24 protein-coding genes are annotated in these 26,420 nt (G+C 62.2%); 7 read left to right on the plus strand and 17 right to left on the minus strand.

The genetic code is table 11. The features are described from left to right. The first annotated feature begins 136 nt into the window (after positions 1-136). Positions 137-466 (plus strand): hypothetical protein, encoded by a 330-nt coding sequence (locus B9A97_RS05035; RefSeq protein ID WP_084363940.1) that lies wholly within the window; start codon positions 137-139, stop codon positions 464-466. A 307-nt stretch (positions 467-773) separates the two neighbouring features. On the opposite strand, the gene B9A97_RS05040 is transcribed toward B9A97_RS05035, so the two are convergent. Continuing rightward, positions 774-1,265: a CreA family protein gene (locus B9A97_RS05040; protein ID WP_084363941.1), complete on the minus strand. Its 492-nt coding sequence runs from the start codon at positions 1,263-1,265 to the stop codon at positions 774-776. 66 nt (positions 1,266-1,331) lie between these two features. Continuing rightward, a complete protein-coding gene (locus tag B9A97_RS05045; protein WP_244564133.1) occupies positions 1,332-1,958 on the minus strand; it encodes a 3'-5' exonuclease in 627 nt (208 codons plus the stop codon). Positions 1,959-2,282: 324 nt separating this feature from the next. Between B9A97_RS05045 and B9A97_RS05050 the strand changes: the two genes are divergently transcribed. The 4 genes from B9A97_RS05050 to B9A97_RS05065 all read left to right on the plus strand — a co-directional run bounded on the left by B9A97_RS05050 (position 2,283) and on the right by B9A97_RS05065 (position 6,402). Further along, positions 2,283-2,822 (plus strand): GNAT family N-acetyltransferase, encoded by a 540-nt coding sequence (locus B9A97_RS05050; protein WP_084363942.1) that lies wholly within the window; start codon positions 2,283-2,285, stop codon positions 2,820-2,822. Between the two features lie 209 nt (positions 2,823-3,031). Continuing rightward, entirely contained in the window at positions 3,032-4,966 is a 1,935-nt protein-coding gene (locus B9A97_RS05055; RefSeq protein ID WP_084363943.1) for a DEAD/DEAH box helicase, read from the plus strand. Between the two features lie 150 nt (positions 4,967-5,116). After that, positions 5,117-5,983: a TIGR02587 family membrane protein gene (locus B9A97_RS05060; RefSeq protein WP_084364152.1), complete on the plus strand. Its 867-nt coding sequence runs from the start codon at positions 5,117-5,119 to the stop codon at positions 5,981-5,983. Between the two features lie 8 nt (positions 5,984-5,991). After that, positions 5,992-6,402 carry a TIGR02588 family protein gene (locus tag B9A97_RS05065; protein ID WP_084363944.1) on the plus strand — a complete coding sequence of 137 codons (411 nt, stop codon included), beginning with the start codon at positions 5,992-5,994 and terminating at the stop codon, positions 6,400-6,402. A gap of 2 nt (positions 6,403-6,404) precedes the next feature. Here the strand turns inward: B9A97_RS05065 and ligA are convergent, their stop codons facing one another. Continuing rightward, positions 6,405-8,564 (minus strand): NAD-dependent DNA ligase LigA, encoded by a 2,160-nt coding sequence (ligA, locus tag B9A97_RS05070; protein ID WP_084363945.1) that lies wholly within the window; start codon positions 8,562-8,564, stop codon positions 6,405-6,407. On the opposite strand from ligA, the gene B9A97_RS29725 reads away from it, so the two are divergent. Continuing rightward, positions 8,563-8,718, plus strand: a complete 156-nt coding sequence (locus tag B9A97_RS29725; RefSeq protein WP_179145225.1) for a hypothetical protein — start codon at positions 8,563-8,565, stop codon at positions 8,716-8,718. The genes ligA and B9A97_RS29725 overlap by 2 nt on opposite strands. 11 nt (positions 8,719-8,729) lie before the next feature. Here B9A97_RS29725 and B9A97_RS05075 read toward each other — a convergent pair whose 3' ends face one another. The 4 genes from B9A97_RS05075 to B9A97_RS05090 all read right to left on the minus strand — a co-directional run bounded on the left by B9A97_RS05075 (position 8,730) and on the right by B9A97_RS05090 (position 13,705). Next, positions 8,730-9,551 (minus strand): endonuclease/exonuclease/phosphatase family protein, encoded by an 822-nt coding sequence (locus B9A97_RS05075; RefSeq protein WP_084363946.1) that lies wholly within the window; start codon positions 9,549-9,551, stop codon positions 8,730-8,732. 27 nt (positions 9,552-9,578) lie between these two features. Then, on the minus strand, positions 9,579-11,024 hold the full coding sequence (gene cls / locus B9A97_RS05080) for a cardiolipin synthase (protein WP_084363947.1): 1,446 nt from the start codon (positions 11,022-11,024) through the stop codon (positions 9,579-9,581). 132 nt (positions 11,025-11,156) lie between these two features. Continuing rightward, positions 11,157-12,830 (minus strand): DNA repair protein RecN, encoded by a 1,674-nt coding sequence (recN, locus tag B9A97_RS05085; RefSeq protein WP_084363948.1) that lies wholly within the window; start codon positions 12,828-12,830, stop codon positions 11,157-11,159. 29 nt (positions 12,831-12,859) lie between these two features. Next, positions 12,860-13,705, minus strand: a complete 846-nt coding sequence (locus tag B9A97_RS05090; protein WP_143530347.1) for an outer membrane protein assembly factor BamD — start codon at positions 13,703-13,705, stop codon at positions 12,860-12,862. Positions 13,706-13,740: 35 nt separating this feature from the next. Here B9A97_RS05090 and B9A97_RS29295 point away from each other — a divergent pair, with 35 nt between their 5' ends. After that, the gene (locus B9A97_RS29295; RefSeq protein WP_143530332.1) at positions 13,741-14,046 is read left to right on the plus strand and encodes a hypothetical protein; all 306 of its coding nucleotides are present in this window, start codon (positions 13,741-13,743) and stop codon (positions 14,044-14,046) included. 19 nt (positions 14,047-14,065) lie between these two features. Here the strand turns inward: B9A97_RS29295 and lpxC are convergent, their stop codons facing one another. The 10 genes from lpxC to ftsW form a co-directional block, all read right to left on the minus strand. After that, positions 14,066-15,019: a UDP-3-O-acyl-N-acetylglucosamine deacetylase gene (gene lpxC, locus B9A97_RS05095; RefSeq protein ID WP_084364153.1), complete on the minus strand. Its 954-nt coding sequence runs from the start codon at positions 15,017-15,019 to the stop codon at positions 14,066-14,068. A 316-nt stretch (positions 15,020-15,335) separates the two neighbouring features. Continuing rightward, positions 15,336-17,090 carry a cell division protein FtsZ gene (ftsZ, locus tag B9A97_RS05100; protein ID WP_084363950.1) on the minus strand — a complete coding sequence of 585 codons (1,755 nt, stop codon included), beginning with the start codon at positions 17,088-17,090 and terminating at the stop codon, positions 15,336-15,338. Between the two features lie 160 nt (positions 17,091-17,250). Next, positions 17,251-18,582: a cell division protein FtsA gene (ftsA, locus tag B9A97_RS05105; protein WP_084363951.1), complete on the minus strand. Its 1,332-nt coding sequence runs from the start codon at positions 18,580-18,582 to the stop codon at positions 17,251-17,253. Then, positions 18,579-19,502 (minus strand): cell division protein FtsQ/DivIB, encoded by a 924-nt coding sequence (locus B9A97_RS05110; RefSeq protein WP_244564140.1) that lies wholly within the window; start codon positions 19,500-19,502, stop codon positions 18,579-18,581. The genes ftsA and B9A97_RS05110 overlap by 4 nt, the downstream gene beginning before the upstream one ends. Continuing rightward, on the minus strand, positions 19,499-20,425 hold the full coding sequence (locus B9A97_RS05115; protein ID WP_084363952.1) for a D-alanine--D-alanine ligase: 927 nt from the start codon (positions 20,423-20,425) through the stop codon (positions 19,499-19,501). Before B9A97_RS05115 ends, B9A97_RS05110 begins: the two co-directional genes overlap by 4 nt. 207 nt (positions 20,426-20,632) lie before the next feature. Continuing rightward, positions 20,633-21,487 (minus strand): GGDEF domain-containing protein, encoded by an 855-nt coding sequence (locus B9A97_RS05120; protein WP_179145226.1) that lies wholly within the window; start codon positions 21,485-21,487, stop codon positions 20,633-20,635. A gap of 86 nt (positions 21,488-21,573) precedes the next feature. Continuing rightward, positions 21,574-22,548, minus strand: coding sequence for a UDP-N-acetylmuramate dehydrogenase (murB, locus tag B9A97_RS05125; protein ID WP_084363954.1), 975 nt, complete (start codon positions 22,546-22,548; stop codon positions 21,574-21,576). After that, complete coding sequence (gene murC, locus B9A97_RS05130) at positions 22,545-23,960, minus strand: UDP-N-acetylmuramate--L-alanine ligase (protein WP_084363955.1); 1,416 nt, start codon at positions 23,958-23,960, stop codon at positions 22,545-22,547. The genes murB and murC overlap by 4 nt, the downstream gene beginning before the upstream one ends. After that, positions 23,957-25,078 (minus strand): undecaprenyldiphospho-muramoylpentapeptide beta-N-acetylglucosaminyltransferase, encoded by a 1,122-nt coding sequence (gene murG, locus B9A97_RS05135; RefSeq protein WP_084363956.1) that lies wholly within the window; start codon positions 25,076-25,078, stop codon positions 23,957-23,959. The genes murC and murG overlap by 4 nt, the downstream gene beginning before the upstream one ends. Positions 25,079-25,264: 186 nt before the next feature. Beyond that, positions 25,265-26,419, minus strand: a complete 1,155-nt coding sequence (gene ftsW, locus B9A97_RS05140) for a putative lipid II flippase FtsW (protein ID WP_084363957.1) — start codon at positions 26,417-26,419, stop codon at positions 25,265-25,267. Position 26,420 lies beyond the last annotated feature (1 nt).

A 26,420-nucleotide genomic window follows, 5' to 3' on the forward strand; every position in this document is an offset into this window, starting at 1 on the left:
CTCACGAAATTTTGATTTCACAAGTATTTGATATCTATATGCTTTCTTAAGATTTAATTTGGAACAATGCCGTTTCCTCATCGTTTCTCCATCGCTTCCCCAACGGGAAAGATAAAACACGAGAAGGAGAACGAACATGAACAAGACCATCAAGATTGCACTGGCCGGCATGCTGGCTGCTTCTTCTGTCAGCGGTGTTGCCCTGGCACAGTCTGCCATGGCCCCGATGGCCGATGACGGTGTCAGCATCGTTCGGATCGACAGCCTGAACCAGGACAGCACACGCAGCCAGTTCCGCGAGCTCGAACTGAAGGCAACCGACACGGCTGGCGTTCAGGAGGCTCAGGCGGAGGTTCAGGCAGACCCAGCGATCGTGAGCGCGCTGGCCGAGCAGAACCTGCAGCTGTCCTTTGTCGTTGACGTCCAGACGGCCGCAAATGGCGGCAAGATCGTCTACGTCCGCTAAGTCTGGCTTGATTTGACAGACATGTGGCAATCAGAAAAACGCCCTGAAAGCTTGGCTTTCAGGGCGTTTTCGCCTTTGGCGAAATTGTTTGGCTCCACCAAGGTGCTGGGCAAGATACGAGCAGACCGGAAAGCGTTGGGGTTTACGCCTCAGCCATCAAATATCCACTGGGGAGCTTGCACCAATTCCTAACAGGGCAAAAGTGACGGAGCGCACAAACTTGCTCATTTGGCGACGATGACCCTGACCAATTTTGGTTGTATCTGGGACCAGCGTTCGACAGGGTCATGCAGCATCAACCGAGGCGCTACTTCGGCTTTCCATTGGTCCAGGTGACCTGTTGCGAGAACAACGGCACCGTGGAAATGGCCATCTTGGCAGAACCGTCCGTGACCTGGCGGGAATGAACCAGATAGACAAGCGTATCATTGGCCTTGTCATAAATCCGGTTGACGACAAGCGTCTTCCAGATCAGCGACATTCCCTCGCGGAAGACCTCCTCACCCTCCTGGCCCAGGTCGATATCGCCGATCGTGATCGGTCCCGTCTGACGGCAGGCGATCGAATTGTTGGACGGGTCCTCGAACCAGTTGCCCTTTGATAGGCGATCGATGATGGAGCGATCGAAATAGGTCACGTGGCACGTCACCCCGGAAATCTTGGGATCCGTCATGGCCTCGATGACGATATCGTTGCCGACCCAGTCGACCCCGACCTTGCCGATCACTTCCGCCGACGCTACGCCCGCCCATAGGGCTCCGGCGGCCATCGCTCCCGTCAGGATTTTCTTCCATGCCATATCGAACTCTCCTATGAACCGTTGCAGCCAAGGTAAGCACGCCGATGACCGTTGCAAGGGCTGGCCTCATGCCCTTCGGCAGGAGCACGCCTCATAGCCACCGGCATAAAGACGCCCGGGACGCATGCCGATAACCCCGGCAATGGCGGCGACATGGGACACACCCGCCTGCCGCGCCATGGCAATCGAGGCTTCCGCGCAGATGGCGGCGTCCTCTGCGGCATTGTGATGGCGAAACATCAGCCCCAGATGATCCGCCAGCACATTCAGCCGATGGGAGGTCAGATGCGGCCAAAGCCGCTGCGCCATCTTCACGCTGCACAGGTAGGAAAGCTGCGGATAGGCCTGCCGGTAGGAATCAAGCGCACTGCGCCAGACGCTGAAATCGAAGGCGGCATTGTGCGCGATCATGGTGGCACCGGCAAAGTCGTCGGCAAACTCGTCCATCACCTCCGGAAATTCCGGCGCGTCTTCGACATGCTCCGGTCGAATGCCGTGAATGGCGATGTTGAACGAGGAAAAGCGCATCGAGCGCGGACGGATCAGCCGCTCCTCCACCCTGACGACCCGGCCATCCTCGATCCAGGCAAGGCCAACCGAGCAGGCGCTTCCGCGCTCTTCATTGGCGGTCTCGAAATCAATGGCGATGGTCTTGCCATTAGGCAGTGCAGGCAGTGCGTTCAACATGGTCATGCGGATGGAATAGGCGTTAGCGGGGATTCGGACAATGCTCTCGGTGTCAGCCGTCCACTCTGGACAATGCCTGTGGCCGTCGCGCGACATCGTCGAGAACAGAGCACAACCTTCTCATCCTGTCATTGACAACTGACAGTCGAGCCGGCAGTTTTCCTCCATGATCGCGAACATTACACTCATGCACATGACCCATGTCACCGTCGTCCTGTCGAAGGGCGCTGGAACGCGGTCACGTCCATAGACACGCGATCATCCGGCAAACCCTACCGAGGCGAGTAGGGTTTGAAGACACCTGCTCTCCCGGCAATCGATGAGAGAGCCATGGCAGAAGCACCACCGACACCACCAATCCGTTACCGACAATATTTGCCCGAAGGGCTAAGCATTCGCGGACGGGTCCCTTCCGATGCACCAGAAATCGCGGCCCTGCACAATATGCCGGGCTATCGCAACGGCACGCTGCGGCTTCCCCATCACACGCCAGACGAAGTCCGCAAGGGCATCGAAAATGCGCCTACCGGCTATATCAACCTCGTGGCTGTCCTTGACGGCAGGATCGTCGGCGATATCGGCCTCAGCCGGTTTTTGGGACGTCGCGCCCATGTCGGCAGCGTCGGCATGGGCGTGCATGACGACTATCAGCGCCGCGGCATCGGCCGCGCCTTGCTGGGCGAAGTCATCATGATGGCGGATGACTGGTACAATCTGCGCCGCCTGGAACTCACCGTGTTCATCGACAATGCGCCGGCCATCGCGCTCTATGAAAGCTTCGGCTTTGAGCGGGAAGGCACGCATCGCCAGTTTGCCTATCGTGCGGGTGCCTATGTTGATGCCTATGCCATGGCACGGATAAGGCCCTGAGACCGCCTAGCGGGAGATGGAATGCGTATCCCGCGTAAACCATTCCGTCCCTTTCAGGTCTGCCTTGCAGAATCGGCGCTGTACAATTGCGGCTTTGACGTTTAGGAACGCCCCATCTGAACCCGCTTCGCGCGGGCGCGGCCTTGTTTGCCGCCCGATTGCACCATCGGCCAAGAGTGCAAGTGACCTGAATTCGAAAGACGACATCCATGACAGAATTTGACGGCATCGTCCCGGCGATTGCCGAAGCCTTGCGTAAACGCGGCTATACCGACCTGACCCCTGTGCAGCAGTCGATGATCGACCCCGATCTCGAAGGCCGCGACGCCCTGGTTTCCGCCCAGACCGGCTCCGGCAAGACCGTCGCCTTCGGTCTTGCGCTGGCGCCGACCTTGCTCGGCACGGAAAGCCGCTTTGCCCGTGCCGGCAGCCCGCTGGCACTGGCCATCGCGCCCACCCGCGAACTTGCCATGCAGGTGATGCGCGAGCTTGAATGGCTCTATGAGTTGACCGGCGCCGTCATCACCTCTTGCGTCGGCGGCATGGATGCGCGCAGCGAACGGCGCGCGCTGGAGCGCGGCGCCCATATCGTCGTCGGTACGCCAGGCCGCCTGCGCGACCATATCACCCGTGGCTCGCTCGACCTTTCCGGACTGCGCGCCGTCGTGCTGGACGAGGCGGATGAAATGCTGGACCTCGGCTTTCGCGAGGACCTGGAATTCATCCTCGAAGCCTCGCCGGACGACCGCCGCACCCTGATGTTCTCGGCCACCGTGCCGAAGTCGATCGCCGGCCTCGCCAAAAGCTACCAGCGCGACGCGCGGCGCATCGAAACGGTGTCGGAAAAGAAGCAGCATGTCGATATCGAATATCGCGCGCTGACCGTCGCCAATCCAGACCGGGAAAATGCGATCATCAACGTCCTGCGCTATTACGAGGCGCGCAACGCCATCGTGTTCTGCTCCACCCGCGCCGCGGTCAACCACCTGACGGCCCGCCTGCACAACAGGGGCTTCTCGGTGGTGGCGCTTTCGGGCGAACTGTCCCAGAACGAACGCACCCATGCCCTCCAGGCGATGCGGGATGGACGTGCAAGGGTCTGCATCGCCACCGACGTCGCCGCCCGCGGCATCGATCTGCCGGGCCTGGAACTCGTCATCCACGCCGACCTGCCGACCAATTCGGAAACCCTGCTGCATCGCTCCGGCCGTACCGGCCGTGCCGGCAACAAGGGCGTGTCCGCCCTCATCGTGCCCGTCAGCGCCCGCCGCAAGGCGGAGCGACTTCTGGGCGGCGCAAACGTCCAGCCGACCTGGGCCCTGCCCCCGTCCGCCGACGAGGTGATTGCCCGCGACGACGAGCGCCTGCTGGCCGATCCGAACCTGTCGCTGCCGCTGAGCGAGGACGAAGCCCCGTTCATCGCCACCCTTCTGGCGCAGTATAGCGCCGAACAGGTCGCAGCCGCCTTCCTGAGGCTGCAGCGCGGCAACCGCTCGGCACCGGAAGACCTGATCCCGATCTCGCTACAGCCCGAGCGCAAGCGCCGCGAAGGCGAAAACTTCGAGCCCGGCCCGCGCGCCGAGCCGCGTCCGCGCAGCGAATTCGGCCCCAGCGTCTGGTTTTCTCTGTCGGTAGGTCGCAAGCAGAATGCCGAGCCGCGCTGGCTGATCCCGATGCTGTGCCGTCACGGCCAGATCACCAAGAATGAGATCGGCGCGATCAAGATGCAGGGCGAAGAGACCTTCGTCGAAATCGCGGCTGGCAATGTCGACGGTTTCGTCGGCGCGCTTGGCCCCGACATGACCATGGAGCGCGGCGTCCGGGTGAAGCGGCTGAACGGGATTCCAGACCTTTCCGGTGGCCGCGACAAGCCGGCCCGCGACAGCAAGCCCTATGGCGAGAAGAAGAGCTTCGGCGATAAAAAGCCCTATGGCGAAAAGAAGCCCTATGCTGGCAAGCGCCGCGACGACGACATGATCAGCGCCGATCGAGACGTCTGGGGTGATCCGAAGCCGGCAGGCGAAAAGCAGGCCTGGAAGCCGAGAGGCGACAAGCCGGCATATGCCGGCAAGCCCAAGGGCAAGTTCGATGACCGCAGCAATGCGGCACCGGGCAAGAAGAAGCCCTACAAGCCCAAGGGCTGATTTCCCATCGCGGCCGGGCCAGTCTCCGCCGCTTACAAGACAGCTTGCCGGATCTCTGCCACAGGTCCGGCATCCTCGTCCGATCTCAGGAACAAATCCGCCATCCACGCATTACCCCGCCACATCAGGCAAGGGGCATGAATGATGGATATGGCGGCGCAAAGCGGCGACAGTTTCGATGACGCGCGCCGTGTGAGGCGCAACCGCTTCCTGATGGGCCTGGCGCGCGGCATAGCCGGCGCCCTGCTCTTCGCATTGCCCATGCTCATGACGATGGAGATGTGGTTCCTCGGCTTCTACATGGGCCGCGACCGCCTGCTTCTCCTGATGCTTCTCAACATTCCCCTGCTGGTCGTGCTGGCCCACCGCATCGGCTTCGAGCGCACCGTCAGCTGGCGGGAGGCCGCGCGCGACGCCACCGTCGCCTATGGCATCGGCATTGTCTCCAGCGCCCTGATCTTGACGGTTTTCGGGTTGTTGAAGGGCGACATGCCGGGAACCGAGATCATCGGCAAGATCGCCCTGCAGTCCGTGCCCGCCAGCATCGGCGCTATGCTGGGCCGCAGCCAGTTGGCAGGCGATGCGGATGACGACGAGGACGAAGAAGAGCCGGACGAGACGCAGACCACCTATTTCGGCGAATTGTTTCTGATGGCCGTCGGCGCGCTCATTCTCTCGCTCAATGTTGCACCCACGGAAGAGATGATAGTGATCGCCTACAAGATGACGCACTGGCACGCGCTGGCGCTGGTGATCCTCTCGATCGCCTTGATGCACGGCTTTGTCTATGCGGTGTCGTTCGAGGGTGGCCACGAGCTTTCGCCTGACACACCGTGGTGGCATGCCTTCGTGCGCTTCACCCTGCCCGGCTTCGTCATCGCCTTGTCGATCAGCCTCTACACATTGTGGAGCTTCGAGCGGATCGACGACACCTCGGCCGCCAATGTCCTGCTGTCCGTCATCGTGCTGGCCTTTCCGGCGTCGCTCGGTGCGGCTGCGGCCCGGCTCATTCTGTGAGGTAACCCATGACCACGACGACAAAAGGCCGGCATACGGAAGGCGACCAGCCCCACTGGGTCGAATGGGTGACAGGCATCATCTCGGCGGCGCTGGTGCTGTTCATCCTCTCCTGGATTGCCGTGGAGGCCTTCACCCATACGGCGGAGCCGCCCGAGTTGGAGGTTGCCGAGGTTTCTGAAGGTGCGACAGCCAGCGGCTACCGTGTTACCTTTGAGATCTCCAACAGCTCCAACACCACGGCGGCCGCCGTCGTCGTCAGGGCAGAGCTTCGCGAACGAGGCGAAGTCGTCGAGGAAGCAGAGGTGACCTTCGACTATGTGCCGGCACAATCGCTGACCCGCGGTGCCGTTCTCTTCGCGACCGATCCCGCCGGTCGCGAGCTGACGCTACGCGCCATCGGCTTCACCGATCCCTGAGCCTATCCGCCGATCAGTTCCAGCCACTCGTCCTCGGTCATGACGGCGACACCCAGTTCGCGGGCCTTGTCGAGCTTGGAGCCAGCCCCGGGGCCTGCCACGACATAGTCCGTCTTCTTGGACACCGATCCCGCCACCTTGGCACCCAGACCTTCCGCGCGCGCCTTCGCCTCGTCACGGGTGAAGCGCTCCAGCGAACCTGTAAAGACGACGGTCTTGCCGGCGACCGGGCTGCCTGATGTCACCGGCGCTTCGGCATCCAGCGGCGTCACCTCGTCGATCAGCCGTGCCACGACTTCGAGGTTGCGCGGCTCCTTGTAGAATTCGACGATGGAGGCCGCGACCACCTCGCCAATGCCATCGATGGCATTGAGTTCGTTCCAGGCATCACCGGCCCGCGGTGCGGCTGCCTTCATCGCCTCTTCGAAGGCGGCATAGCTGCCATAGGAGCGCGCCAGCAGCTTGGCCGTCGTCTCACCGACATGGCGGATACCGAGCGCATAGATGAAGCGGTTGAGCGCGATCTCGCGCCGCGCATCAATGGCGTCGAACAGCTTTTTGACGCTCACCTTGCCGAAGCCGTCGATATTTTCGAGCTTCGTCAGCGTGGACGATTCCTGACGCTTCTTTAGTGTGAAGATATCAGGCGCGGTGCGGACCTTCAGCGCATCGTCTTCACTCTCGAAGAAGAAATCCACCTGCTTGGTGCCCAGCCCCTCGATGTCGAAGGCATTGCGGGAGACGAAATGCTTGATGTGCTCCACCGCCTGCGCGCGGCAGACGAAGCCGCCCGTGCAGCGCGTCACGGAATCGAGCTTGCCGGTCTTCTCGTTCTTTTCACGCACGGCATGGCTGCCGCAGACCGGACATTTCGTCGGAAACACATATTTTTCGGCCGATACCGGGCGCTTTTCCAGCACCACATCCAGCACCTGCGGGATAACGTCACCGGCGCGCTGGACGATGACCGTATCACCCACCCGGATATCATGCTCCTCGGGCCGGATCCGCTCGCCTGAATTGCCGATACCCTCGATATAATCGGCATTGTGCAGCGTCGCATTGGTGACCACCACGCCGCCCACCGTGATCGGCTCCAGCCTTGCGACCGGCGTCAATGCCCCGGTGCGTCCGACCTGGATGTCGATCGCCTCCACCTTGGTAAAGGCCTGCTCGGCTGGGAATTTATGGGCAGTCGCCCAGCGCGGCGACCGCGAGCGGAAGCCAAGCCGCTCCTGCAGGTCGAGGCGGTCCACCTTGTATACAACGCCGTCGATATCGTAGTCGAGATCAGCCCGTTGCAGGCCGATGGCATGGTAATGCTCCAGGATCTCGGCAGTCGAGGAAAGCCGCTTCATCAGCGGGTTGACGGGAAAACCCCATTCCCGGAGCGTCTCCACCATGCCGAATTGCGTGTCGGCTGGCATTTGCGACATTTCTCCCCAGGCATAGGCAAAGAAGCGCAGCTTGCGGCTGGCGGTAACCTTGGGATCGAGCTGCCTCAGCGAACCGGAGGCCGTGTTGCGCGGGTTGACATAGGTCTGCTTGCCCTCGGCTTCCATCTGCGCGTTCAGCGCCAGAAAATCGCTCTTGGCCATGTAGACCTCGCCGCGCACCTCGACGATTTCGGGCACGCCCGCGGGCAATGTCCGCGGAATTTCCTTGATGGTCAGGATATTGGCTGTGACGTTTTCGCCTGTTGTCCCGTCGCCGCGCGTCGCTGCCGTGGTCAGGCGACCGTTCTCGTAACGAATCGACATCGACAGGCCGTCGATCTTCGGCTCCGCGGTAAAGGCAATCGACTGGTCGGGCAGATTGCCGAGGAAACGATAGACCGAGGCGACGAAATCGGCCACGTCCTCATCGGAAAACGTGTTGTCGAGCGACAGCATCGGCCGGGCATGGGTGACCTGGGAAAAGATGCCGGCGGGCGCCGCCCCTACCCTCTGCGACGGGCTGTCCGTCCGGATGAGATCCGGGAACAGCGCCTCTATAGCATCGTTCCGCTGCTTCAGCGCATCGTAATCGGCGTCGGAAACCTCAGGCTGGTCCTTGCCGTGATACAGCGCATCATGGTGCGCGATCTCGCGGGCAAGTCTTTCCAGTTCCGCGCGTGCGGCCTCTGCGTCAAGCTGCTCGACTGGCGTGATGGGGTTCGACATGACCGCTCTCCGTATTCAACCTGAACGTCTTACTGCAAAATTCCTTGAATCGAAATCGATTCAAGGCGAAAATTATGCAGCAGATACAAAGAGCTACAGCGAACCTTTGTGCGCCATATTTGGCGCACGGGCTGTAGCGAAAAAAAGCGAATGAAAAGATGCTGCTCAGGCCTCGACCGCCGTACCCAGATCGATACGCGCCTTGATCGGCAGATGATCCGATGCGAGGCGGGCAAGCGGGGAATCATGCACGGCAATCTCCTGGATCAAACCCTCGCGATTAGCCATGATCCGGTCCAGCGATAAGACGGGCAGTTGCGCCGGAAAGCTCGGGAGCGCGGGCGGCAGCGGACCGAACACTCGCTCCAGCCGCTTCAACGACGAGCCGTTGCCGAGCCGCCACTCGTTGAAATCGCCCATCAGTACGGTCGGGCAGTCCTCGCGCATGCCGATGATGTCGACCAGCGTATCGGCCTGCTGCCGCCGTGAACGACGCATCAGGCCGAGATGGGCGGCGATCACCCGCAGCGCCTTGCCGTTATCAAGGTCGATCTCCGCCACCAGCGCCCCGCGCGGCTCCAGCCCCGGCAACGCCACCTGGTGCACGTCGCGCAGCACCCCCTGCTTGAACAGCAGCACATTGCCGCGCCATCCATGCGACTTCGGTTTTGCCGCCACCGTCACCGGGATCGGCGCAAGGCCCGTCTCTTGCCTAAGCCGCGGCAGGTCTAGCAACCCTGCCCGCTCGCCAAAGCGCATGTCAGCCTCCTGCAGCGCAATCACATCCGGATCGATCTCGTGGATCACCTCGATGGTGCGGCCCGGATCGAAGCGGCCATCCACACCGACGCATTTATGCACATTGTAGGAGGCGAACAGCAGGCTGCCGGCAGGCCTGTGATAGGGCAGAAGCTCGGCCGGGCGATTGTGCCTGTTGCGGATCGAAGCCAGCAGGGCGCTTGCGATATTGGCATTGTTCTTCTTCATGCGGAGCCGTTCCGTCCTGGGTATTCGCTAAAGATAGGGCGATGCCAGCCAAACGACACGGTCAAACAACCGGACCAGGAATGGTCGTTGTCTGAGCGTATCGAGATCGACCGCCTCGGCGTGTTCAAGCGCATGCCGGATGCGCGCGTCCACTGCCTCGGCGAAAGCAGGATCATAGACCTCCACATCCACCTCGAAGTTAAGACGCAGCGATCGAGAATCCAGATTGGACGATCCGACGAAACTCCATTGCCCGTCGACCGTGGCCAGCTTGGAGTGATCGAACGGCCCCTGAACCCGGTGGATGCGGCAACCATCCCTAAGGATCTGCTCGAACTGTGCCGTCATCGCATGGCTGACGATGGCCAGATTGTTGTTGGCGGGAACCAGGATATCCACCGTCACCCCACGGCGAGCGGCCGTCGCCAGCGCGCCGAGCAGGATGTTGTCGGGCAGGAAGTAAGGCGACATGATGCGGATCGAAGTTTCCGCGACGGAGAACGCCCCCATCAGTGTCTTGTGGTTCGTCTCGAGATTCGTATCCGGCCCCGACACGACGGCGCGCATATAAGGCTTTGTGCCCGGCTCCTCGCAATCCACGGACACCGCCCAGGCTTCCCCCGTCAGCGTCTCTCCCGTCTCGAAGGCCCAGTCCTCCGCCGCAACGGCCTGCACATCGGCAACGACGGGTCCGGAGAGACGGAAATGCGTGTCATGCAGTCTGTCCGGGCCGGTAAAACCCGCCCTGATATTCATGCCCCCCATGAAAGCGGTCTCGCCATCGACAACCAGGATCTTCCGGTGCGTCCTGAGATTGGCATAGGGCAGTCGCAGGCCGAGGATGACCTGGCCATTGAACGAGGCGGTCGTGACCCCGCGTTCACGCAGGTAGCCGACAATGCTCGGCACGCTATAGCGGGCGCCGACCGCATCGATCAGCACCCGCACCTCGACGCCGCGCCGATGGGCAGCAACGAGACAATCGGCGATCCTCAGCCCCGCCGCATCCCGGTCGAAGATATAGGTTTCCAGCAGCACGCTATGCCTGGCAGCATTGATCGCCTTGGCGAAGGCGTCATAGGTCTCGTCACCCGAGGCGAGGATCTCGATCCGATTGCCGGAGGTCAGGCTATGACCGGCCACCCGGTCGCCCAACACCTTCAGCGCCGCAAAACGCCGCCCGAACTGCGCTTCGATCTCGCCGGTCGCGACAACATATTGCGACAAGACTTTCCAGAGGCCCGGATGGCGCGCGCGGCGCAGCATCTTCGAGGCCCGGCGGATGCGGTTGATGCCAGCGACCGTATAGATCAGGGCACCGACGATCGGAGAGAGGATGATGATGCCGACCCAGCCGATGGCGGAGCGCACGTCCCGCTTGGTCATGGCGGCATGGATGGCTGCGACCCCGCCCATCAGCACGGAAAGTGCAGCCAGGACATGTGGCCAGTAGTTGGAGAGGACTTCGAACATCGATCACCGGGACTGAGGAACGTGCCGCGCAAGGATGACCGTGCGAACTGCCGGATGGCAAGCGGAAAGGCATCATTGCGAGGCAATCAATAACGCGCGAGACGCCGTCGCGTTCACCCAGCAGGGAAAAAATCAGTTTTCGCCCGACAGCAGCTTGGCCGCAGCCGCCCGCGCCTCTTCGGTAACCGTCGCGCCCGCCAGCATGCGGGCGATCTCTTCCGTGCGGTGCCCCGGCTCCATGGTCGCAACACGCGTCGCGATGCGGTCGCCGCCCTCGGCCGAGGGGCCCTTGGAAATCAACAGATGGGTCGCGGCCCGCGCCGCCACCTGCGGCGCATGGGTGACCGAGAGAACCTGCACACGCTCTGACAACCGCTTCAGACGCTGGCCAATCGCATCTGCGACTGCCCCGCCAACACCCGTGTCGATTTCATCGAAGACCAGCGTCGGCGCCGAACCGCGATCGGCAAGCGCCACCTTCAGCGCCAGCAGGAAGCGCGACAGTTCCCCGCCCGAGGCGACCTTCATGATCGGCCCCGGACGCGTGCCGGGATTGGTCTGCACATGGAACTCGACGATGTCGATGCCATCTGCCGTCAGCGCTTCCGCATCGCTGGTGATTTCCACCATGAAACGGGCGCGCTCCAGTTTCAGCGCCGGCAATTCCTGCATCACGGCCTCTGCAAGCGCGCTTGCCGCATGATGCCGCTTGTCGGAGAGCGAACGGGCCTTGCGATCAAACACCGCACGCGTTTCCGAGACGGCAGCCAGGAGATGGCCGAGTTTTTCCTCGCCTGCATCCAGGTCCGCGAGATCGCTGATCATCTTCTGCGCCAGGGCGGGCAATTGCATCACCTGGACCTGGTACTTGCGGGCGGCAGCGCGCAGGGCAAACAGCCGCTCTTCCACCCTTTCCAGTTCCCGCGGATCGAACTCCGTGCGCCGCAGGGCGGCTTCCACTTCCATCTGGGCGTTGGAGAGCGAATCGAGCGCCGAATCCAGCAGCTGGACCGTTTCCTCCAGCAAACCAGGCGCTTCCGCGCTCTTGCGCTCCAGTCGCCGCATCAACGATGCGATGACAGGCACTGGCGAGGCATTGCCGTTCAGAAACTCGGAGGCTTCTGCAATATCGCCGGCGATCCGCTCGGATTTCTGCATCACGGCGCGGCGCTCGGCCAGTTCATCCTCTTCCCCGTCCTGGGGCGAAAGCGTCTCCAGCTCTTCGACTGAAGATCGGAGGTAATCCGCCTCGCGGGCAGCAGCCTCGACCTTGGCCTTGTGGGTCTTGTAGGCGCGCTCTGCCTCGCGCCAGCGGCGATAGGCCTCGCCCACGTCGGCTGCGTCGTCGGCCAGGCCCGCAAACGCGTCGAGCAGCACCCGGTGGGCATCGGTATCGACCAGCGCTCGGTCGTCATGCTGGCCGTGGATTTCGACGAGCAACTGGCCCGCCTGCCGCATCAGTTGAACACTGACCGGCTGGTCGTTGATATAGGCACGGGTGCGTCCGTCGCCCGACTGGACCCGTCGAAAGATCAGGTCGCCATCGTCATCGACGCCATTTTCCTTGAGAAGTGCGCGAGCCCTGTGGGTGCCGGAAACGTCAAAGACGGCCGTCACCTGCCCCTTGTCCATGCCGTGTCGAACGAGAGACCCGTCCCCGCGCCCGCCAAGGGCGAGCGACAGGCTGTCCAGGAGGATGGACTTGCCCGCACCGGTTTCACCGGTCAGCACCGAAAGCCCGGCCTCGAATGAGAGGTCGAGCCGTTCGATCAAGACGATGTCGCGGATCGATAGCTGGACCAGCATGGGCGCAATGTTCTCGATCTAGATTGGGGTCAGGCTCCGATGAGCTTCTTTCCGGCGCGAGAAATCCAGGAGCCGGAATTCTCCCGCGGCTCCAAGCCACCGCTCTGCAGCAGCTTGAACGAATCGGCATACCACTGGCTATCAGGATAGTTGTGGCCCAGAACCGCCGCCGCGGTCTGCGCTTCCTGAACCACGCCAAGGGCGAAATAGGCTTCGACCAGGCGGGCAAGCGCTTCCTCGACCTGATTGGTGTTCGGATACTTTTCGACAACGGCACGGAAGCGCTGGATGGCGCCGAGGAATTCCTTGCGCTCCAGATAGTAACGACCGACCTGCATCTCCTTGCCGGCCAGCTGGTCGCGAGCAAAGCGGATCTTTGCCTGGGCGTCGTCGACATATTCGGAATTGGGATAGTTATCCACGACCTTCTGCATCGCCTCGATCGTGCGCTGCGAGCTCTTCTGGTCCTGGGTCACGTCGACGATCTGCTTCCAATAGGCCAGACCGACAAGATACTGGACATAGGCGGCGTCTTCCGACTGCGGATAGAGGCTGAGATAGCGGTTGCCGCTGGTCACGGCTTCGGTGTTGCGACCGGCGCGATACTTGGTGAAGGTCCCCATGACCTGCGCCTTGCGCGACCACTCGGAGAACGGGTTCTGCGCATCGACGGCATCGAATTTGCGGATGGCTTCGGACATCTTGCCGGCCTTGATATTGGCCAGACCCTGATTGTAGAGCACTTCCGGTGGTTCGGTCTCGGCAGCGAGCTTGGTGATGTCGATATCAGGATCCGTCTGGCAGGACGACAGCAGCGCACCGATCCCGGCTGCGACGATAACGACAGAGCCGATCCGCGCCGCTTTCTTCACCATCAAAGACACAACATTACCCATTTAACAGATCCCGATTGCAGCCCGGCACTGGCCCTGGACACCATCTCGGCATCCCCAGGGTCGATGCGTTCAACTCAATTCCCACCAGCAACCCCGCAACCTCCGTCACGAAGTCCGCGGTCGCCGTGCTGAACACGATCGCATCCGACCGCGTTCTATCCTTAAAAGCCATTTCAGAGCAACGCAATGATGGCGCTTTAACGCATTTTTATGGCAGCGCGAAGTCTTTGCCGCAAACTCACCATTTTCGTAAATTCACCGCGCGCGGCCCTTCTGCTGAAACGAAAATTGCCGCCGATTTCCATCAGCGGCAATCATAAATTCCAAAGGTTTAAAGGCTCACGCCGTCCAGGGCGCGAAATCAGCCACGCTGACCGGCACGAATTCCCGGGCCCGAACCTGTTGGCCGCGCGAGCGCGTTTCAACGACTTCGTAAGCCGTCGGATCCGACAGCAGGGCCTTCAGCGCATTGGCATTCATCTTGTGACCGCCGCGATAGGAGCGATAGCAACCGATAAACTGAGCGCCGGCAAGCGCGAGATCGCCGACGGCATCCAGCGTCTTGTGACGCACGAACTCGTCGTGATAGCGCAGGCCTTCCATGTTGATCACGGTATTGTCGTCGGAAATGACGACCGAATTTTCAAGCGATGAGCCGAGCGCAAATCCAGCGGCCCACAGACGCTCCACGTCGCGCATGAAGCCGAAGGTACGGGCGCGCGACAATTCCTTGCGGAAGGAGACCGGCGTCAGGTCCCCCTTCCAGCTCTGCCGACCGATCAGCGGGCAATCGAAGTCGATTTCGACCTCGAAGCGCGTGCCGTCATAAGGCCGAAACTCCGACCAAGACCCACCAGATTCGACGCGAACCGGCTTCACAACACGGATGTAGCGGCGCTTGACGCCGAGATTGACCACACCGGTCTGCTCAAAGGCGTCCATGAAGGCTTCGGAGCTGCCGTCCATGATCGGCATTTCCGCACCATCGACCTCAATGACCAGGTTATCGACGCCATAGGCGTAGATGGCGGCCATGACATGCTCGATCGTCGCCACCGAATGGGCCGGAGAAAAGCCGAGAACGGTGCACAGATCGGTATTGCCGACCTGCGAGGAAACTGCCTTGAGCTCGATCATGGACCCATCAGCCGCCATGCGGTTGAACACGATGCCGGTTCCGGCCTCAGCGGGCTGGAAGGTGATGGAGACCGAAGTTCCCGAATGCACGCCGATACCCGTCAACGTGACCGGTGCAGCGATAGTGGTCTGGAACCCCAGCAAACCGATTGCCATGAACTTGCCTTCCTTTATGCGGATCGCCATTCTTCAATCCAGGCCAGCTGCATCGCCGGCCTGCGACAGAACAAACATTTTTAGGTTAATGCTTGCTTCCCCTGCATCCTTCATACGGGTGTCGACGCAACTTTCCAAATCACTGTTCATTTCGATTTGTTACGAAGTTAACCATCTGAAATAATTTGATAATGGCCTCCAGACCAAACAAAAATGCCCGGGTTTGTTACCCGGGCATTCACAAGGCGCATCAAAGTCGGCTGGCGGATTCGCATCCGCCGGGCGTCGTGGCGACGATCGCCGCCGACCGGGCCTATCAGTTCGACTGCCGGCGAAGGAAGGCCGGGATTTCGAGCTGATCTTCTTCGTGCGAGGCACGCGACTGCGGAACGGCACGACCCTGATCGTCAAGCTGGCCACGACGCGGTGCGTAGAGGCTGGCTTCCGGCGACAGCGGGCGACGCTGCTGCGAGGCGGCGGCTGGTGCGGAGGTCATTTCCGGAACCGCCTGCTCCTCGTCTTCGCGACGGCCGAGCGAGTTGGTGATGCGCTTCAGCAGTCCCATCGGGCCACGCTCGTCGGCTGTCGGGGCGGCCGCGGGCTGGCTGCGATGATCGAGCTCGGCGCGTAGGACCGGCGGAAAATCCTCGACCTTGGGCATGCGGACCGGATCGACCGACTGGCGCAGGACCGGAGCGACCGGCTCATGATGCATCGGCGCAACCGGTGCAGCGGCGATCGGAGCAGCGGGGCGCTGCAAGACCGGCGCCGGCTGCGGTGCTGCGGCACGCAGGACCGGCTGCGGCTCGACTGCCGGAGGCGGCGTGAACAGCCGGCTCTGCGGGCGGAACTCCTCGGCAACGGGAGCCTGCATCGGTGCCGGCGCCGGAGCGGCGGCAACCTGGCGGGCCATGGCAATTTCCAGTTCGCGTTCCATTTCGGCTTCTGCCGAACGGATGGTCTCGGCGATCGGGTCCGCTACGCGGGGTGCCTGCGCGACTGCAGGCTGCATGGCGGCCGGAGCCGGAGCAACGGCCGCCGAAGGACGGATAACGGGCTTCGACTGGGCTGCGGCCTGGAAGGCGCTGTTGGCAGCAGCATTGGTGGCGCGATCGATACCGGTCGCGACGACCGAAACGCGGATGATGCCTTCCAGCGCTTCGTCGAAGGTGGCGCCGAGGATGATGTTGGCGTCCGGATCGACTTCCTCGCGGATGCGGGTTGCCGCTTCGTCCACTTCGAACAGCGTCATGTCGCGACCGCCGGTGATGGAGATCAAGAGACCCTGAGCGCCCTTCATCGAGGTTTCGTCGAGCAGCGGATTGGCGATCGCAGCTTCCGCTGCCTGCATGGCGCGGCCCTGGCCCGAGGCCTCGCCGGTGCCCATCATCGCACGACCCATTTCGCGCATCACGGAGCGAACGTCGGCGAAGTCGAGGTTGATGAGACCTTCCTTGACCATCAGGTCGGTGATGCAGGCGACGCCCGAATACAGCACCTGGTCGGCCATGGCGAAGGCATCAGCAAAGGTCGTCTTGTCGTTGGCGATGCGGAAAAGGTTCTGGTTCGGGATGACGATCAGCGTATCGACGGACTTCTGCAGCTCCTCGATGCCCTGCTCGGCAAGCCGCATGCGGCGCTGACCTTCGAAGTGGAACGGCTTGGTGACGACGCCGACGGTCAGGATGCCCTTGTTGCGGGCGGCCTGAGCCACGACCGGGGCAGCACCCGTGCCGGTGCCGCCGCCCATGCCGGCGGTGACGAAGCACATATGCGTGCCGTTGAGATGATCGATGATCTCATCGATGCACTCCTCGGCGGCTGCGCGACCGACTTCCGGCTGCGAACCGGCACCAAGACCTTCGGTGACATTCACACCGAGCTGGATGATCCGTTCGGCGCGGGTCATCGTCAGGGCCTGGGCATCGGTATTGGCAACGACAAAGTCGACGCCCTGCAGGCCGGCCGTGATCATGTTGTTGACGGCGTTGCCGCCGCCGCCCCCGACGCCAAACACCGTGATCCGAGGCTTCAGCTCGGTGATATCTGGCTTTTGCAGCTTTATCGTCATGGTACCCGTTCCTTCTTTCTCTGGCCGCATCGCCATGCCGGCCAAGTATTTCATCTTCTCTGACCGCCAACCTTGTGCGAAGCTTGCGTGGTGGTGGAATTCACTCAATCGACGCTCCCTTTCGCGAAAAACCTTTTGGGCATCCGCGGGGAGGAAAACGCTAGAAACTCTCCTTCAGCCACTGCCCGACGCGGGCAATACGGCCATTTCCGGCGGCAAAGGGCGAGAACATGCCGCCCTGGCCGATATGTGTCTCCTGGTCCGCGACCTGCGGGTAGATCATCAACCCGACAGCCGTGGAAAAAGCAGGCCCCTTGGCCGCAGCCGGCAGGCCGGCAACACCCATGGGACGCCCGATGCGGACATTGCGAGCCAGAACCCGACGCGCCGTTTCCGGGATGCCGGTGAGCTGGCAAGCGCCACCGGTCAGCACCACCCGCTTGCCCACGACGGGGCTGAAGCCGGACTTGGTGATTCGGTCGCGGATCAGTTCCAGTGTCTCCTCGATGCGCGCCCGGATGATTCTCGTCACCAGCGCCTTCGGCACCTGGGTCGGCAGGTCACGCTCGTCTTCGCCGATCGGCGGCACGGCAATCACGTCCCGCTCGTCGGCGCTGTTGGACAGAGCCGATCCGTGCACCACCTTCAGCCGCTCCGCATCGTCGATCCGGGTGGACAGACCACGCGCCAGGTCAGTGGTCACGTGATGGCCGCCAAGACCGATCGCATCGGTGTGGATCAGCTTGCCCTCGGCAAAGACGGAAATGGTCGTCATGCCGCCACCCATGTCGATGCAGGCGCAACCCAGTTCGACTTCATCATCGACCAGGGCAGCCAGACCGCTGGCATAGGGTGTCGCCACCACGCCTTCGACCGACAGATGCGCCCGGTTGACGCAAAGCTCGAGATTCTTCAGCGCTGCACGCTCGGCGGTCACCACATGCATGTCGACACCGAGCACGTCGCCGAACATGCCGAGCGGATCGGCAATGCCGCGCTCGCCGTCGAGCGAGAAGCCGGTTGCCAGCGAATGGACCACGCCGCGCTCCAGCCCCTGCGACTGCTGGGCAGCCGCAACCAGAACCTTGCGCAGATCGCTTGCCTCGACTTCCTGGCCGCCGAGATCGATCGTCGCCGTGTAGACATCGCTGCCGACCCGGCCGGCGGATACGTTCACGATCAGGCTTTCGACCGTCAGGCCAGCCATGCGCTCGGCGGCATCCACCGCCAGGCGAACCACGCTCTCCAGCGCGTCGAGATCGGAAATGATGCCGGACTTCACGCCACGGGACCGCTGATGGCCGATGCCGATGATCTCCACGCTATGCGTGCGACCCGGCAGCACGGCGCTTTCCTTGCGCGGATTGAGCCGGCCGATCATGCAGACCACCTTGGTGGAGCCGATGTCCAGAACCGAAACGACATGTGACCGCTTCGAGGACAGTGGCTTCAGCCGAGGCATGCCGAAATTGGATGAGCCGAACAGGTTCATATGTTCTGCTCCGCCTTCTTGAGTGCCTTCGTCCGAGCCTCAACCGCCGCCTGACGGCGTGCCTGGGCTTCGGGCGTCAGTTGCACCGTGGTGCGATCCTTGAGCCGCAGGTCGATGGAGGCGATGTCACGCGACAAGATCTGCTGCTCGGCATCGAGACGCGACAGCAGTGCAAGTGCGTCGCTCAAGCCATCCTGCGGCAGCTTGACGATGATGCCATTGTCCATGTGCAGGTCCCAGCGGCGGCTTGCGACCCGGACATAGGCCTTCACATGGGCGGCAATCTGCGGCCACTCGGCAAATTCCTTTTCGACGGAGGCAGCAGCCGTTTCCGCGTCGCGGCCGACAAACAGCGGCAGAGAGGCGAACTGGCTGTCCCGCAGCGGTGCGATCACGCTGCCGCTCTTTTCGATCAATGCCAGATCGCTGCCATGCTGCCAGATGCCATAGGCCTCACGCTCCTTCAGAGCCACCTCGATGGTGTTCGGATAGACCTTGCGCACCTCAGCGGCCTGAACCCAGGGAAGTTCGGTCAGGCGCTGGCGAGCCGTGTCAATATCGAGTGCTACGAGCGACGTCGTGCCGTCAAGACCGAGCAGCTGCAGGATATCCAGTTCCGACGTATGGGTGTTACCGGAGACGCGAACATCCTCGATCGCAAAGCCGGCGATCGACGTTGCGGCCTGGAACACGGTAGCCGTATGCCCGCCTGCCACCACGCCCTGGGCCGTAACCGCAGCGCAATAGACAGCAAGGGAAACCGTCCCGACATGGTTGGGGATGGCGATCCGCCCCGAGCAGAGGCTGACGATAAAGCGCACCATGCGCCGCAGGGGTCGCGGCAACACGAACGATTCAGCGGCGGCCGGCGCACCAAATGCGCCGTCATCCTGCGAATCAACCGACCTCTTGCCGCTCACCGCAAACACGACGCGTCCTCCACCATCCAACGGACCAGATCACCAAAGGAAAGGCCGGCATGTGCGGCCATCTCGGGCACAAGCGAGGTCGGGGTCATGCCGGGCTGCGTGTTGATTTCCAGCCAGATCACCTCTCCATCTTCAGAGAAACGATCATCGTAACGGAAATCCGACCTGCTAACGCCACGGCAACCAACGGCCTGATGCGCCTTGACCGCCAAGTCTTGTATTTTTTGGTAAATTTTCGGTGAAATTTCTGCAGGCAGCACGTGTTTGGAGCCGCCGGCCGCATATTTGGAATCGTAATCGTAGAAGGCGCCGGTCAACGGCACGACCTCCGTCACGCCCAGTGCCTTGCCGTCCATAACCCCGCAGGTCATTTCACGGCCCGCGACATAGCGCTCGACCATGACGCGATCGCCATAGCGCCACTCCGACGAGGTCAGCACCTGCGGCGGATGCGAGCGCCCCTCCTGCACGATGACGACGCCAAAGCTAGAGCCCTCGCGCACCGGCTTGACGACGTAAGGCGGCTTGATCGGGTGCTCCTGGCCGATATCGAAGCGGCTCATCTCGCGGCCTGCCGCAACCGGAACGCCGGCGGCAGCAGCAACGATCTTCGCCTGCGCCTTGTCCATGGCAAGGGCGGAGGCCAGCACGCCGGAATGCGTGTAGGGGATCTCGAGATATTCCAGCACGCCCTGAATGCTGCCATCCTCGCCGAACGGCCCATGAAGCGCATTGAAGGCGACATCCGGCTTCAGTTCCGCCAGGACCTGGGCCACATCACGACCGACATCCACGCGGGTGACGCGATAGCCCTCGCCTTCCAGCGCCTGGGCACAGGCATTTCCCGAGGACAGGCTGACCGGCCGCTCCGAGGAAATTCCGCCCATCAGGACGGCTACATGCTTGCTACCCATCAAACGCCCTCGAATAATCCGCTATGCCTTCATATCTGCACGTTGCAGGCATTTCCCAAAACGGAACCCTGCGCCATGAGCTACTAGAACGACATTAAGGTTAATGAAGCGTTTACTTTGGTTAACCGGGCGGGTCGGGCCGCTAATATTTTAAGCAGGCCAGTGGCGTAAAAACGCCGAAATCCAGCATTTCCGGGCTTTTTCGATTTAGGCCCGACGCTGCATCGGTAACGGATCACCAGGCTGTTCCGGCCGTGATCGCTGGCTCGCGGTCAGTGATTCGACCTGCGACGCGCGGATGATTCGGTTTCGGCCGCCGGCCTTTGCCAGGTAGAGCGCGCTGTCGGCGGCGGCGAAAATCTCGGCGAAGCCCCGCGATATGGTCGAGCGGGCAATGCCGCCTGATATCGTGACCTGGATCGCACCGGAGGCAATCGAAATCGGCGTTCCCGCGATCTTCAACCGCGCCGCTTCCGCCAGGGCGAAACTGTCGCTGTCCGAAGAGAGGAAGCTGAGGATGGCGAATTCCTCCCCACCGATTCGCGCGCAGACATGGCCCTCTCCATAGATGGACCGCAGCATGTTCGCGACGGCGACAATGACGTCGTCGCCGGCCTTGTGGCCATGGGTATCGTTCACTGACTTGAACCGGTCGACATCGAAGAGGATCATCGTCACATCGCCGGACGCGGCATCGAACGCATCCTGGAAAGCTCTGCGGTTCAGAAGACCTGAGAGCATATCGGTTCGGCTCAGCCTCTCGAGCTCCGTGCGCGAGACCGCAAGATCATGGATGGCGAAACCGACGACCGAGTAAGCGATGACCGCCACGATAAACGACACCGGCGGCGTCAAGGCGGTCGCAAGGACCAGCGCCGGCATGAGGTCGTAAGGCATGAGCCCCAGCCCATAGAGCGCGAAATGGGCGAGCACGTTCATGGCATAGGCGATGGCCGCGATCTTGAGGGCCATGCGGCAGGAACGCCGTACAACATCACTGCTCGAATTGAATTCGCCCAGCGTCAACTGCCGCACGATCCATTTTCGGGTCGCCACCACCATGCCCATACTCCATACAGATGGCGGGATCGTAGGGGCCTCGACTTAACAATTCGTCGCCATTGCAGGCGGCATAACCAAAGATTTTGTTATGCCGTGGTAACGCCCATGAAAGGCTTTACCTCACGACCCGGCATGAACAGCCCGAGTCGCTTGATCTCCCATTCCAGCTTGATGCCGGCGGTTTCGAAAACCCGCTGACGCACCGTTTCGCCGAGATATTCCAGGTCATATCCGGTGGCGTGGCCGACATTGATCATGAAATTGCAGTGAAGCGACGACATCTGGGCGCCGCCAATCATAAGACCGCGGCAGCCCGCCTCGTCGATCAGTTTCCAGGCGGAATGACCCTCTGGGTTCTTGAACGTCGAACCGCCGGTCTTTTCCTTGACCGGCTGCACGGTTTCACGGTGGTGGCGCACTGCATCCATGTCGGCGCGGATCTGCGCCCGGTCGCCCGGATAGCCTTCGAACACGGCGCTGGTAAAGATCAGGTCCGACGCTGCCTCGCTGTGGCGATAGCTGTAGCCCATATCGGCATTCGACAGCGTCAGGATATTGCCCTTGCGATCGACCGCCTCCACCTCGACGACGCGCTGGGACGTGTCGCCGCCGTTCGCGCCGGCATTCATGCGAAGCGCGCCACCGATCGAACCGGGAATGCCATAGTAGAAATGGAAGCCGCCGATATTGTTGTCCATTGCCATGGCGGCAATGTATTTGTCCGGGCAGATGGCGCCGGCACGAATGCGGTTTTCGCCGGCCAGTTCCACCTGGCCAAAGCCCTTGGCCGACAGCCGCAGAACAACGCCGGGAATGCCACCATCGCGCACCAGAAGGTTGGAGCCGACGCCAACCACCGTCAGCGGCACCTCTTCCGGCAGGATCTTGAGGAAGGCCACGAGATCGTCCCGGTCATGGGGCTGGAACATCAGTTCGGCCAGCCCACCCGCCTGGAACCAGGTCACCCGGTCCATCGGCGCGTCAGGCGTCAGCCGCCCCCTGATATCCTTGACCCCGCTTCCCAGCGAGGCCAGCAGCTTTTCCCCATCCACCTGTTTCATGCCGTCTTTCCCGAAAGGCTTTCCAATTCCCCGGGCAGCGCCGCCGCCCACTGCGTGATACTACCCGCGCCCAATAGAACTACGAAGTCACCAGGCTTTGCAATGTCTGCGACAATTGGCGCAAGTTCGGCCGGCGAAGAGAGGAAGCGCGCATCGCGATGGCCGCCGGAACGGATCCGTTCGACCAGCGCTTCCGACGTGATGCCCTCGATCGGGTCCTCGCCGGCTGCATAGACCGGGGCCAGGAGAATGCTGTCGGCCTCGTTGAAGCAGTTCGCGAAGTCATCAAACAGGCTGGAGAGCCGCGTGAAGCGATGCGGCTGATGGACGGCAATGATTCGACCCTGGCAGGCCTCTCGGGCCGCTTTCAGCACGGCCTTGATCTCAACGGGATGATGACCGTAGTCGTCGAAGACGCTGACACCATTCCAGGTGCCGGTCAGGGTGAAGCGCCGCTTGACGCCGCCAAAGGCCGACAACCCCTTCTTGATCGCCTCCTCGGAAATCCCGAGCCGGTTGGCAACCGCAATGGCGGCAGTCGCATTGGAGATGTTGTGGCGACCCGGCATCGGCAGGGCCAGGTCCTTGAACTCGAACACGCGGCCGGTGCGCCGACGGCGGATAACCACGTCGAACAGCGAGCGGGTGCCCTCATGGCGCACATTCATGAAGCGCACATCCGCCTGCGGGTTCTCGCCATAGGTGATGACCTTGCGATCCTCGATCCGGCTGACCAGCGCCTGGACCTCTGGATGATCGATGCACATGACGCCGAAGCCGTAGAACGGCACGTTTTCCACGAACTGGCGGAAGGCCGCCCGAACCGCGTCGAAATTTCCGTAATGGTCCAGATGCTCGGGATCGATATTGGTGACGATGGCGACATCGGCGGGCAGTTTCAGAAAGGTGCCGTCGGATTCGTCGGCCTCGACCACCATCCACTCGCCCTCGCCCATGCGGGCATTGGTGCCATAGGCATTGATGATGCCGCCGTTGATGACGGTCGGATCGAGACCGCCAGCCTCCAGCAGGGTCGCGACCATCGAGGTGGTCGTCGTCTTGCCATGGGTGCCGCCGATCGCGATGGCATTGCGGAAGCGCATCAGTTCGGCCAGCATCTCGGCGCGACGCACCACCGGCAGCAAGCGCTCCCGTGCGGCCTTCAGTTCCGGATTGTCCTTCTTGATCGCGGTCGAGACGACCACGACTTCGGCATCGCCTAGGTTCTCGGCGCGGTGCCCCACGAACACCTCGATACCCTTGGCACGCAGCCGCTGCACATTGGCGCCATCGGACTGGTCGGAGCCCTGCACCCTGTGGCCAAGATTGTGCAGTACCTCGGCAATGCCACTCATGCCGATGCCACCGATCCCGATAAAGTGGACCAGCCCGATGGTTTGCGGCATTTTCATGCGTTGGCTCCCTTGATGTCCGTCAGCGTCTTGCCTGCGGCAATAGCCTCAACGAGGTCGGCAAGCAAGCGCGCGGCATCCGGCTTGCCGGAAAGCCTGGCTGCGGCCGCCATGGCAGACAGTTTTTCCGGCTGGCGCATGGCCTCGCTCAGCAGGGATGCGACGCGCTCCGGCGACAGTTCGGCCTGCGGAATGACCGTCGCACCACCCGCCTTTTGCAAGGCGGCGGCATTGGCGGCCTGGTCATGGTCCAAGGCGTAAGGATAGGGCACCAGGATGGACGGCCGGCCGATGACCGACAGTTCCGACACCGTCGAGGCGCCCGAGCGGCAAATGACGAACTGCGCCTTGGCGATACGCGCGGCCATGTCGGAGAAGAAGGGCGACACCTCGGCCTGCACGCCAAGCTCGCGATAGGCGGCAACCACCTGCTCGCGATCCTCAGGCCGGGCCTGGTGGGTCAGGACAAGGCGCTGTCGCAGATCGGCATCCATCAGGCGGATGGCAGCAGGTAGAGCTGCCGAAAAGAACTGCGCGCCTTGGCTCCCGCCGAACACGACAAGATTGAACGGCGCATCACCGTGAGACGCGACATAGGGAACGGCAGATGCCTCTATGACCGCCGGTCGCACGGGATTGCCTGTTACCACGGTCTTGCCGGCATAGGCGCCGGCCGCCGGCAGAAAGCCACCGGCGATGGCGCGCACGCGTGCGGCAAGCGCCTTGTTGGCGCGCCCCATGACAGCGTTCTGCTCATGCACCAGGCTTGGTACGCCGAGCCGGGTCGCGGCAAGAAGCGGTGGCACGGTCGGATAACCACCAAAGCCCACGACAGCCTTTGGCCTGAGCTGGCGGACCAGCTTCGTGGCAAGTCTCACGCCGCGCCACAGCGTCCACGCCGTTTTCAAGACGGCAATCGGGTTCTTGGAGGCAAAGGTGGCCGACGGAACGGTATGGATCGCCCCGGCCGGGAACTTGCCGGCAAAGCGCTCCGCACGACTGTCTGTGACAAGGTGAACATCATAACCGCGATCCGCCAGCGTATGCGCCAGCGCCTCGGCAGGAAACAGATGCCCGCCGGTTCCGCCGGCAGCAAGAAGGATGATACCTTTGGTCATGATTTTACACCTGGGGCATACCCCCCTCTGCCCTGCCGGGCATCTCCCCCACAAGGAGGGAGATCAGTTGGAGCCGCCGCAGTCAATGCTTGGTTTCGTGAATGCGATACGCCGCCCCGAGTCGATCTCCCCCCATGTGGGGTAGATGCCTGGCAAGGCAGAGAGGGGTAAACCACAGTCACTGCTCTACTCCGCCGGCACGCCATGCGAGCCGCGGAACAGGATGCGCTCCTGCGCCCGCTTTTCCGGCCGGCGTCGCGTCAGCGCCAGAATGAAGCCGGCGGTCACGCAGATGGCGATCATCGAGGAACCGCCCGAGGAAATCAGCGGCAGGGTCATGCCCTTGGCGGGGAGCAGTTCCAGATTGACGCCGATATTGATCATCGACTGTGCACCGATCTGCAGCACGAGGCCCGCCACGGCGAAGCGGTTGAAATCGTCCCGCTCGCTATAGGCATGGGAGAGGCCGCGCACCACCAGGACTGCAAAGAGCGCGACAAGCGCCATGCAGAACAAGATGCCGAATTCCTCGGCGGCGACGGAGAAGATGAAGTCGGTATGGCTGTCGGGAATGATCCGCTTGACGATGCCTTCGCCAGGCCCCTGCCCCAGCCAGTCACCGCGAATGATCGCCTCGCGCGCCGTATCGACCTGAAACGTATCGCCTTCCCCGGTGAGAAAGCGATCGACACGCGCCGTAACGTGCGGAAGACTGTAATAGGCAGCCGTGAAGCCCACCGCCCCCAGCGCGCCTAGCACCGTGATCCAGAGCCAGGGCATGCCGGCCATGAAGAACATGCCGCCCCAAACGACCGAGGTCAGGATGGTCTGGCCAAGGTCCGGCTGCGCAATCAGCAGGACCGCCACGATGCCGAACAGCATCATGGCAAACAGGTTGCCCGGGATATCGGGCTGGCGAGCATGTTCGGCGAACAGCCAGGCGCAGACGACCACGAAGGCCGGCTTCATGAATTCGGAGGGCTGGATCGAGTTGCCGAAAATGTTGATCCAGCGGCGCGCGCCCTTGATCTCCGCACCGAAGAACAGCGCCAGCACCATCAGGCCCAGCGAGACGATCAACAGCACCAGCGCCGTGCGCCGGATCTGTCGCGGGCTGAGGAAGGATAGGCCGATCATCACCGCAAGTGACGGCACGATGAACATGGCGTGACGCTTGACGAAGTGGAAGCTGTCGAGGTTCAGGCGCTCGGCAACGGCGGGCGACGCCGCAAAGGACAGCATCAGCCCGATGCCCATCAGCAGCACGAACAGGATTAGAAACAACCGGTCGATTGTCCAGAACCAGTCTGCGACCGGCCCGCGTTCCGCGCGACTTACCATC

This window comes from Rhizobium sp. RU36D (genome assembly GCF_900176345.1).
Classification (GTDB): Bacteria; Pseudomonadota; Alphaproteobacteria; order Rhizobiales; family Rhizobiaceae; genus Allorhizobium.

Excerpts from the sequence above, each read along its gene's own strand:
- B9A97_RS05045 (WP_244564133.1), bottom strand. The coding sequence starts at position 1,958 with ATGACCATGTTGAACGCACTGCCTGCACTGCCTAATGGCAAGACCATC.
- B9A97_RS05040 (WP_084363941.1), bottom strand. The coding sequence starts at position 1,265 with ATGGCATGGAAGAAAATCCTGACGGGAGCGATGGCCGCCGGAGCCCTA.
- murB (WP_084363954.1), bottom strand. The coding sequence starts at position 22,548 with ATGAAACAGGTGGATGGGGAAAAGCTGCTGGCCTCGCTGGGAAGCGGG.
- ligA (WP_084363945.1), bottom strand. The coding sequence starts at position 8,564 with ATGTCGAACCCCATCACGCCAGTCGAGCAGCTTGACGCAGAGGCCGCA.
- ftsW (WP_084363957.1), bottom strand. The coding sequence starts at position 26,419 with ATGGTAAGTCGCGCGGAACGCGGGCCGGTCGCAGACTGGTTCTGGACA.
- cls (WP_084363947.1), bottom strand. The coding sequence starts at position 11,024 with ATGTTCGAAGTCCTCTCCAACTACTGGCCACATGTCCTGGCTGCACTT.
- B9A97_RS05090 (WP_143530347.1), bottom strand. The coding sequence starts at position 13,705 with ATGGTGAAGAAAGCGGCGCGGATCGGCTCTGTCGTTATCGTCGCAGCC.
- murG (WP_084363956.1), bottom strand. The coding sequence starts at position 25,078 with ATGACCAAAGGTATCATCCTTCTTGCTGCCGGCGGAACCGGCGGGCAT.
- B9A97_RS05050 (WP_084363942.1), top strand. The coding sequence starts at position 2,283 with ATGGCAGAAGCACCACCGACACCACCAATCCGTTACCGACAATATTTG.
- B9A97_RS05035 (WP_084363940.1), top strand. The coding sequence starts at position 137 with ATGAACAAGACCATCAAGATTGCACTGGCCGGCATGCTGGCTGCTTCT.
- ftsZ (WP_084363950.1), bottom strand. The coding sequence starts at position 17,090 with ATGACGATAAAGCTGCAAAAGCCAGATATCACCGAGCTGAAGCCTCGG.
- B9A97_RS05120 (WP_179145226.1), bottom strand. The coding sequence starts at position 21,487 with ATGGTGGTGGCGACCCGAAAATGGATCGTGCGGCAGTTGACGCTGGGC.
- ftsA (WP_084363951.1), bottom strand. The coding sequence starts at position 18,582 with ATGAACCTGTTCGGCTCATCCAATTTCGGCATGCCTCGGCTGAAGCCA.
- murC (WP_084363955.1), bottom strand. The coding sequence starts at position 23,960 with ATGAAAATGCCGCAAACCATCGGGCTGGTCCACTTTATCGGGATCGGT.
- B9A97_RS05055 (WP_084363943.1), top strand. The coding sequence starts at position 3,032 with ATGACAGAATTTGACGGCATCGTCCCGGCGATTGCCGAAGCCTTGCGT.
- recN (WP_084363948.1), bottom strand. The coding sequence starts at position 12,830 with ATGCTGGTCCAGCTATCGATCCGCGACATCGTCTTGATCGAACGGCTC.
- B9A97_RS05065 (WP_084363944.1), top strand. The coding sequence starts at position 5,992 with ATGACCACGACGACAAAAGGCCGGCATACGGAAGGCGACCAGCCCCAC.
- lpxC (WP_084364153.1), bottom strand. The coding sequence starts at position 15,019 with ATGGCAATCGGTTTGCTGGGGTTCCAGACCACTATCGCTGCACCGGTC.
- B9A97_RS05075 (WP_084363946.1), bottom strand. The coding sequence starts at position 9,551 with ATGAAGAAGAACAATGCCAATATCGCAAGCGCCCTGCTGGCTTCGATC.
- B9A97_RS05115 (WP_084363952.1), bottom strand. The coding sequence starts at position 20,425 with ATGGGTAGCAAGCATGTAGCCGTCCTGATGGGCGGAATTTCCTCGGAG.
- B9A97_RS05060 (WP_084364152.1), top strand. The coding sequence starts at position 5,117 with ATGGCGGCGCAAAGCGGCGACAGTTTCGATGACGCGCGCCGTGTGAGG.
- B9A97_RS29725 (WP_179145225.1), top strand. The coding sequence starts at position 8,563 with ATGACCGCTCTCCGTATTCAACCTGAACGTCTTACTGCAAAATTCCTT.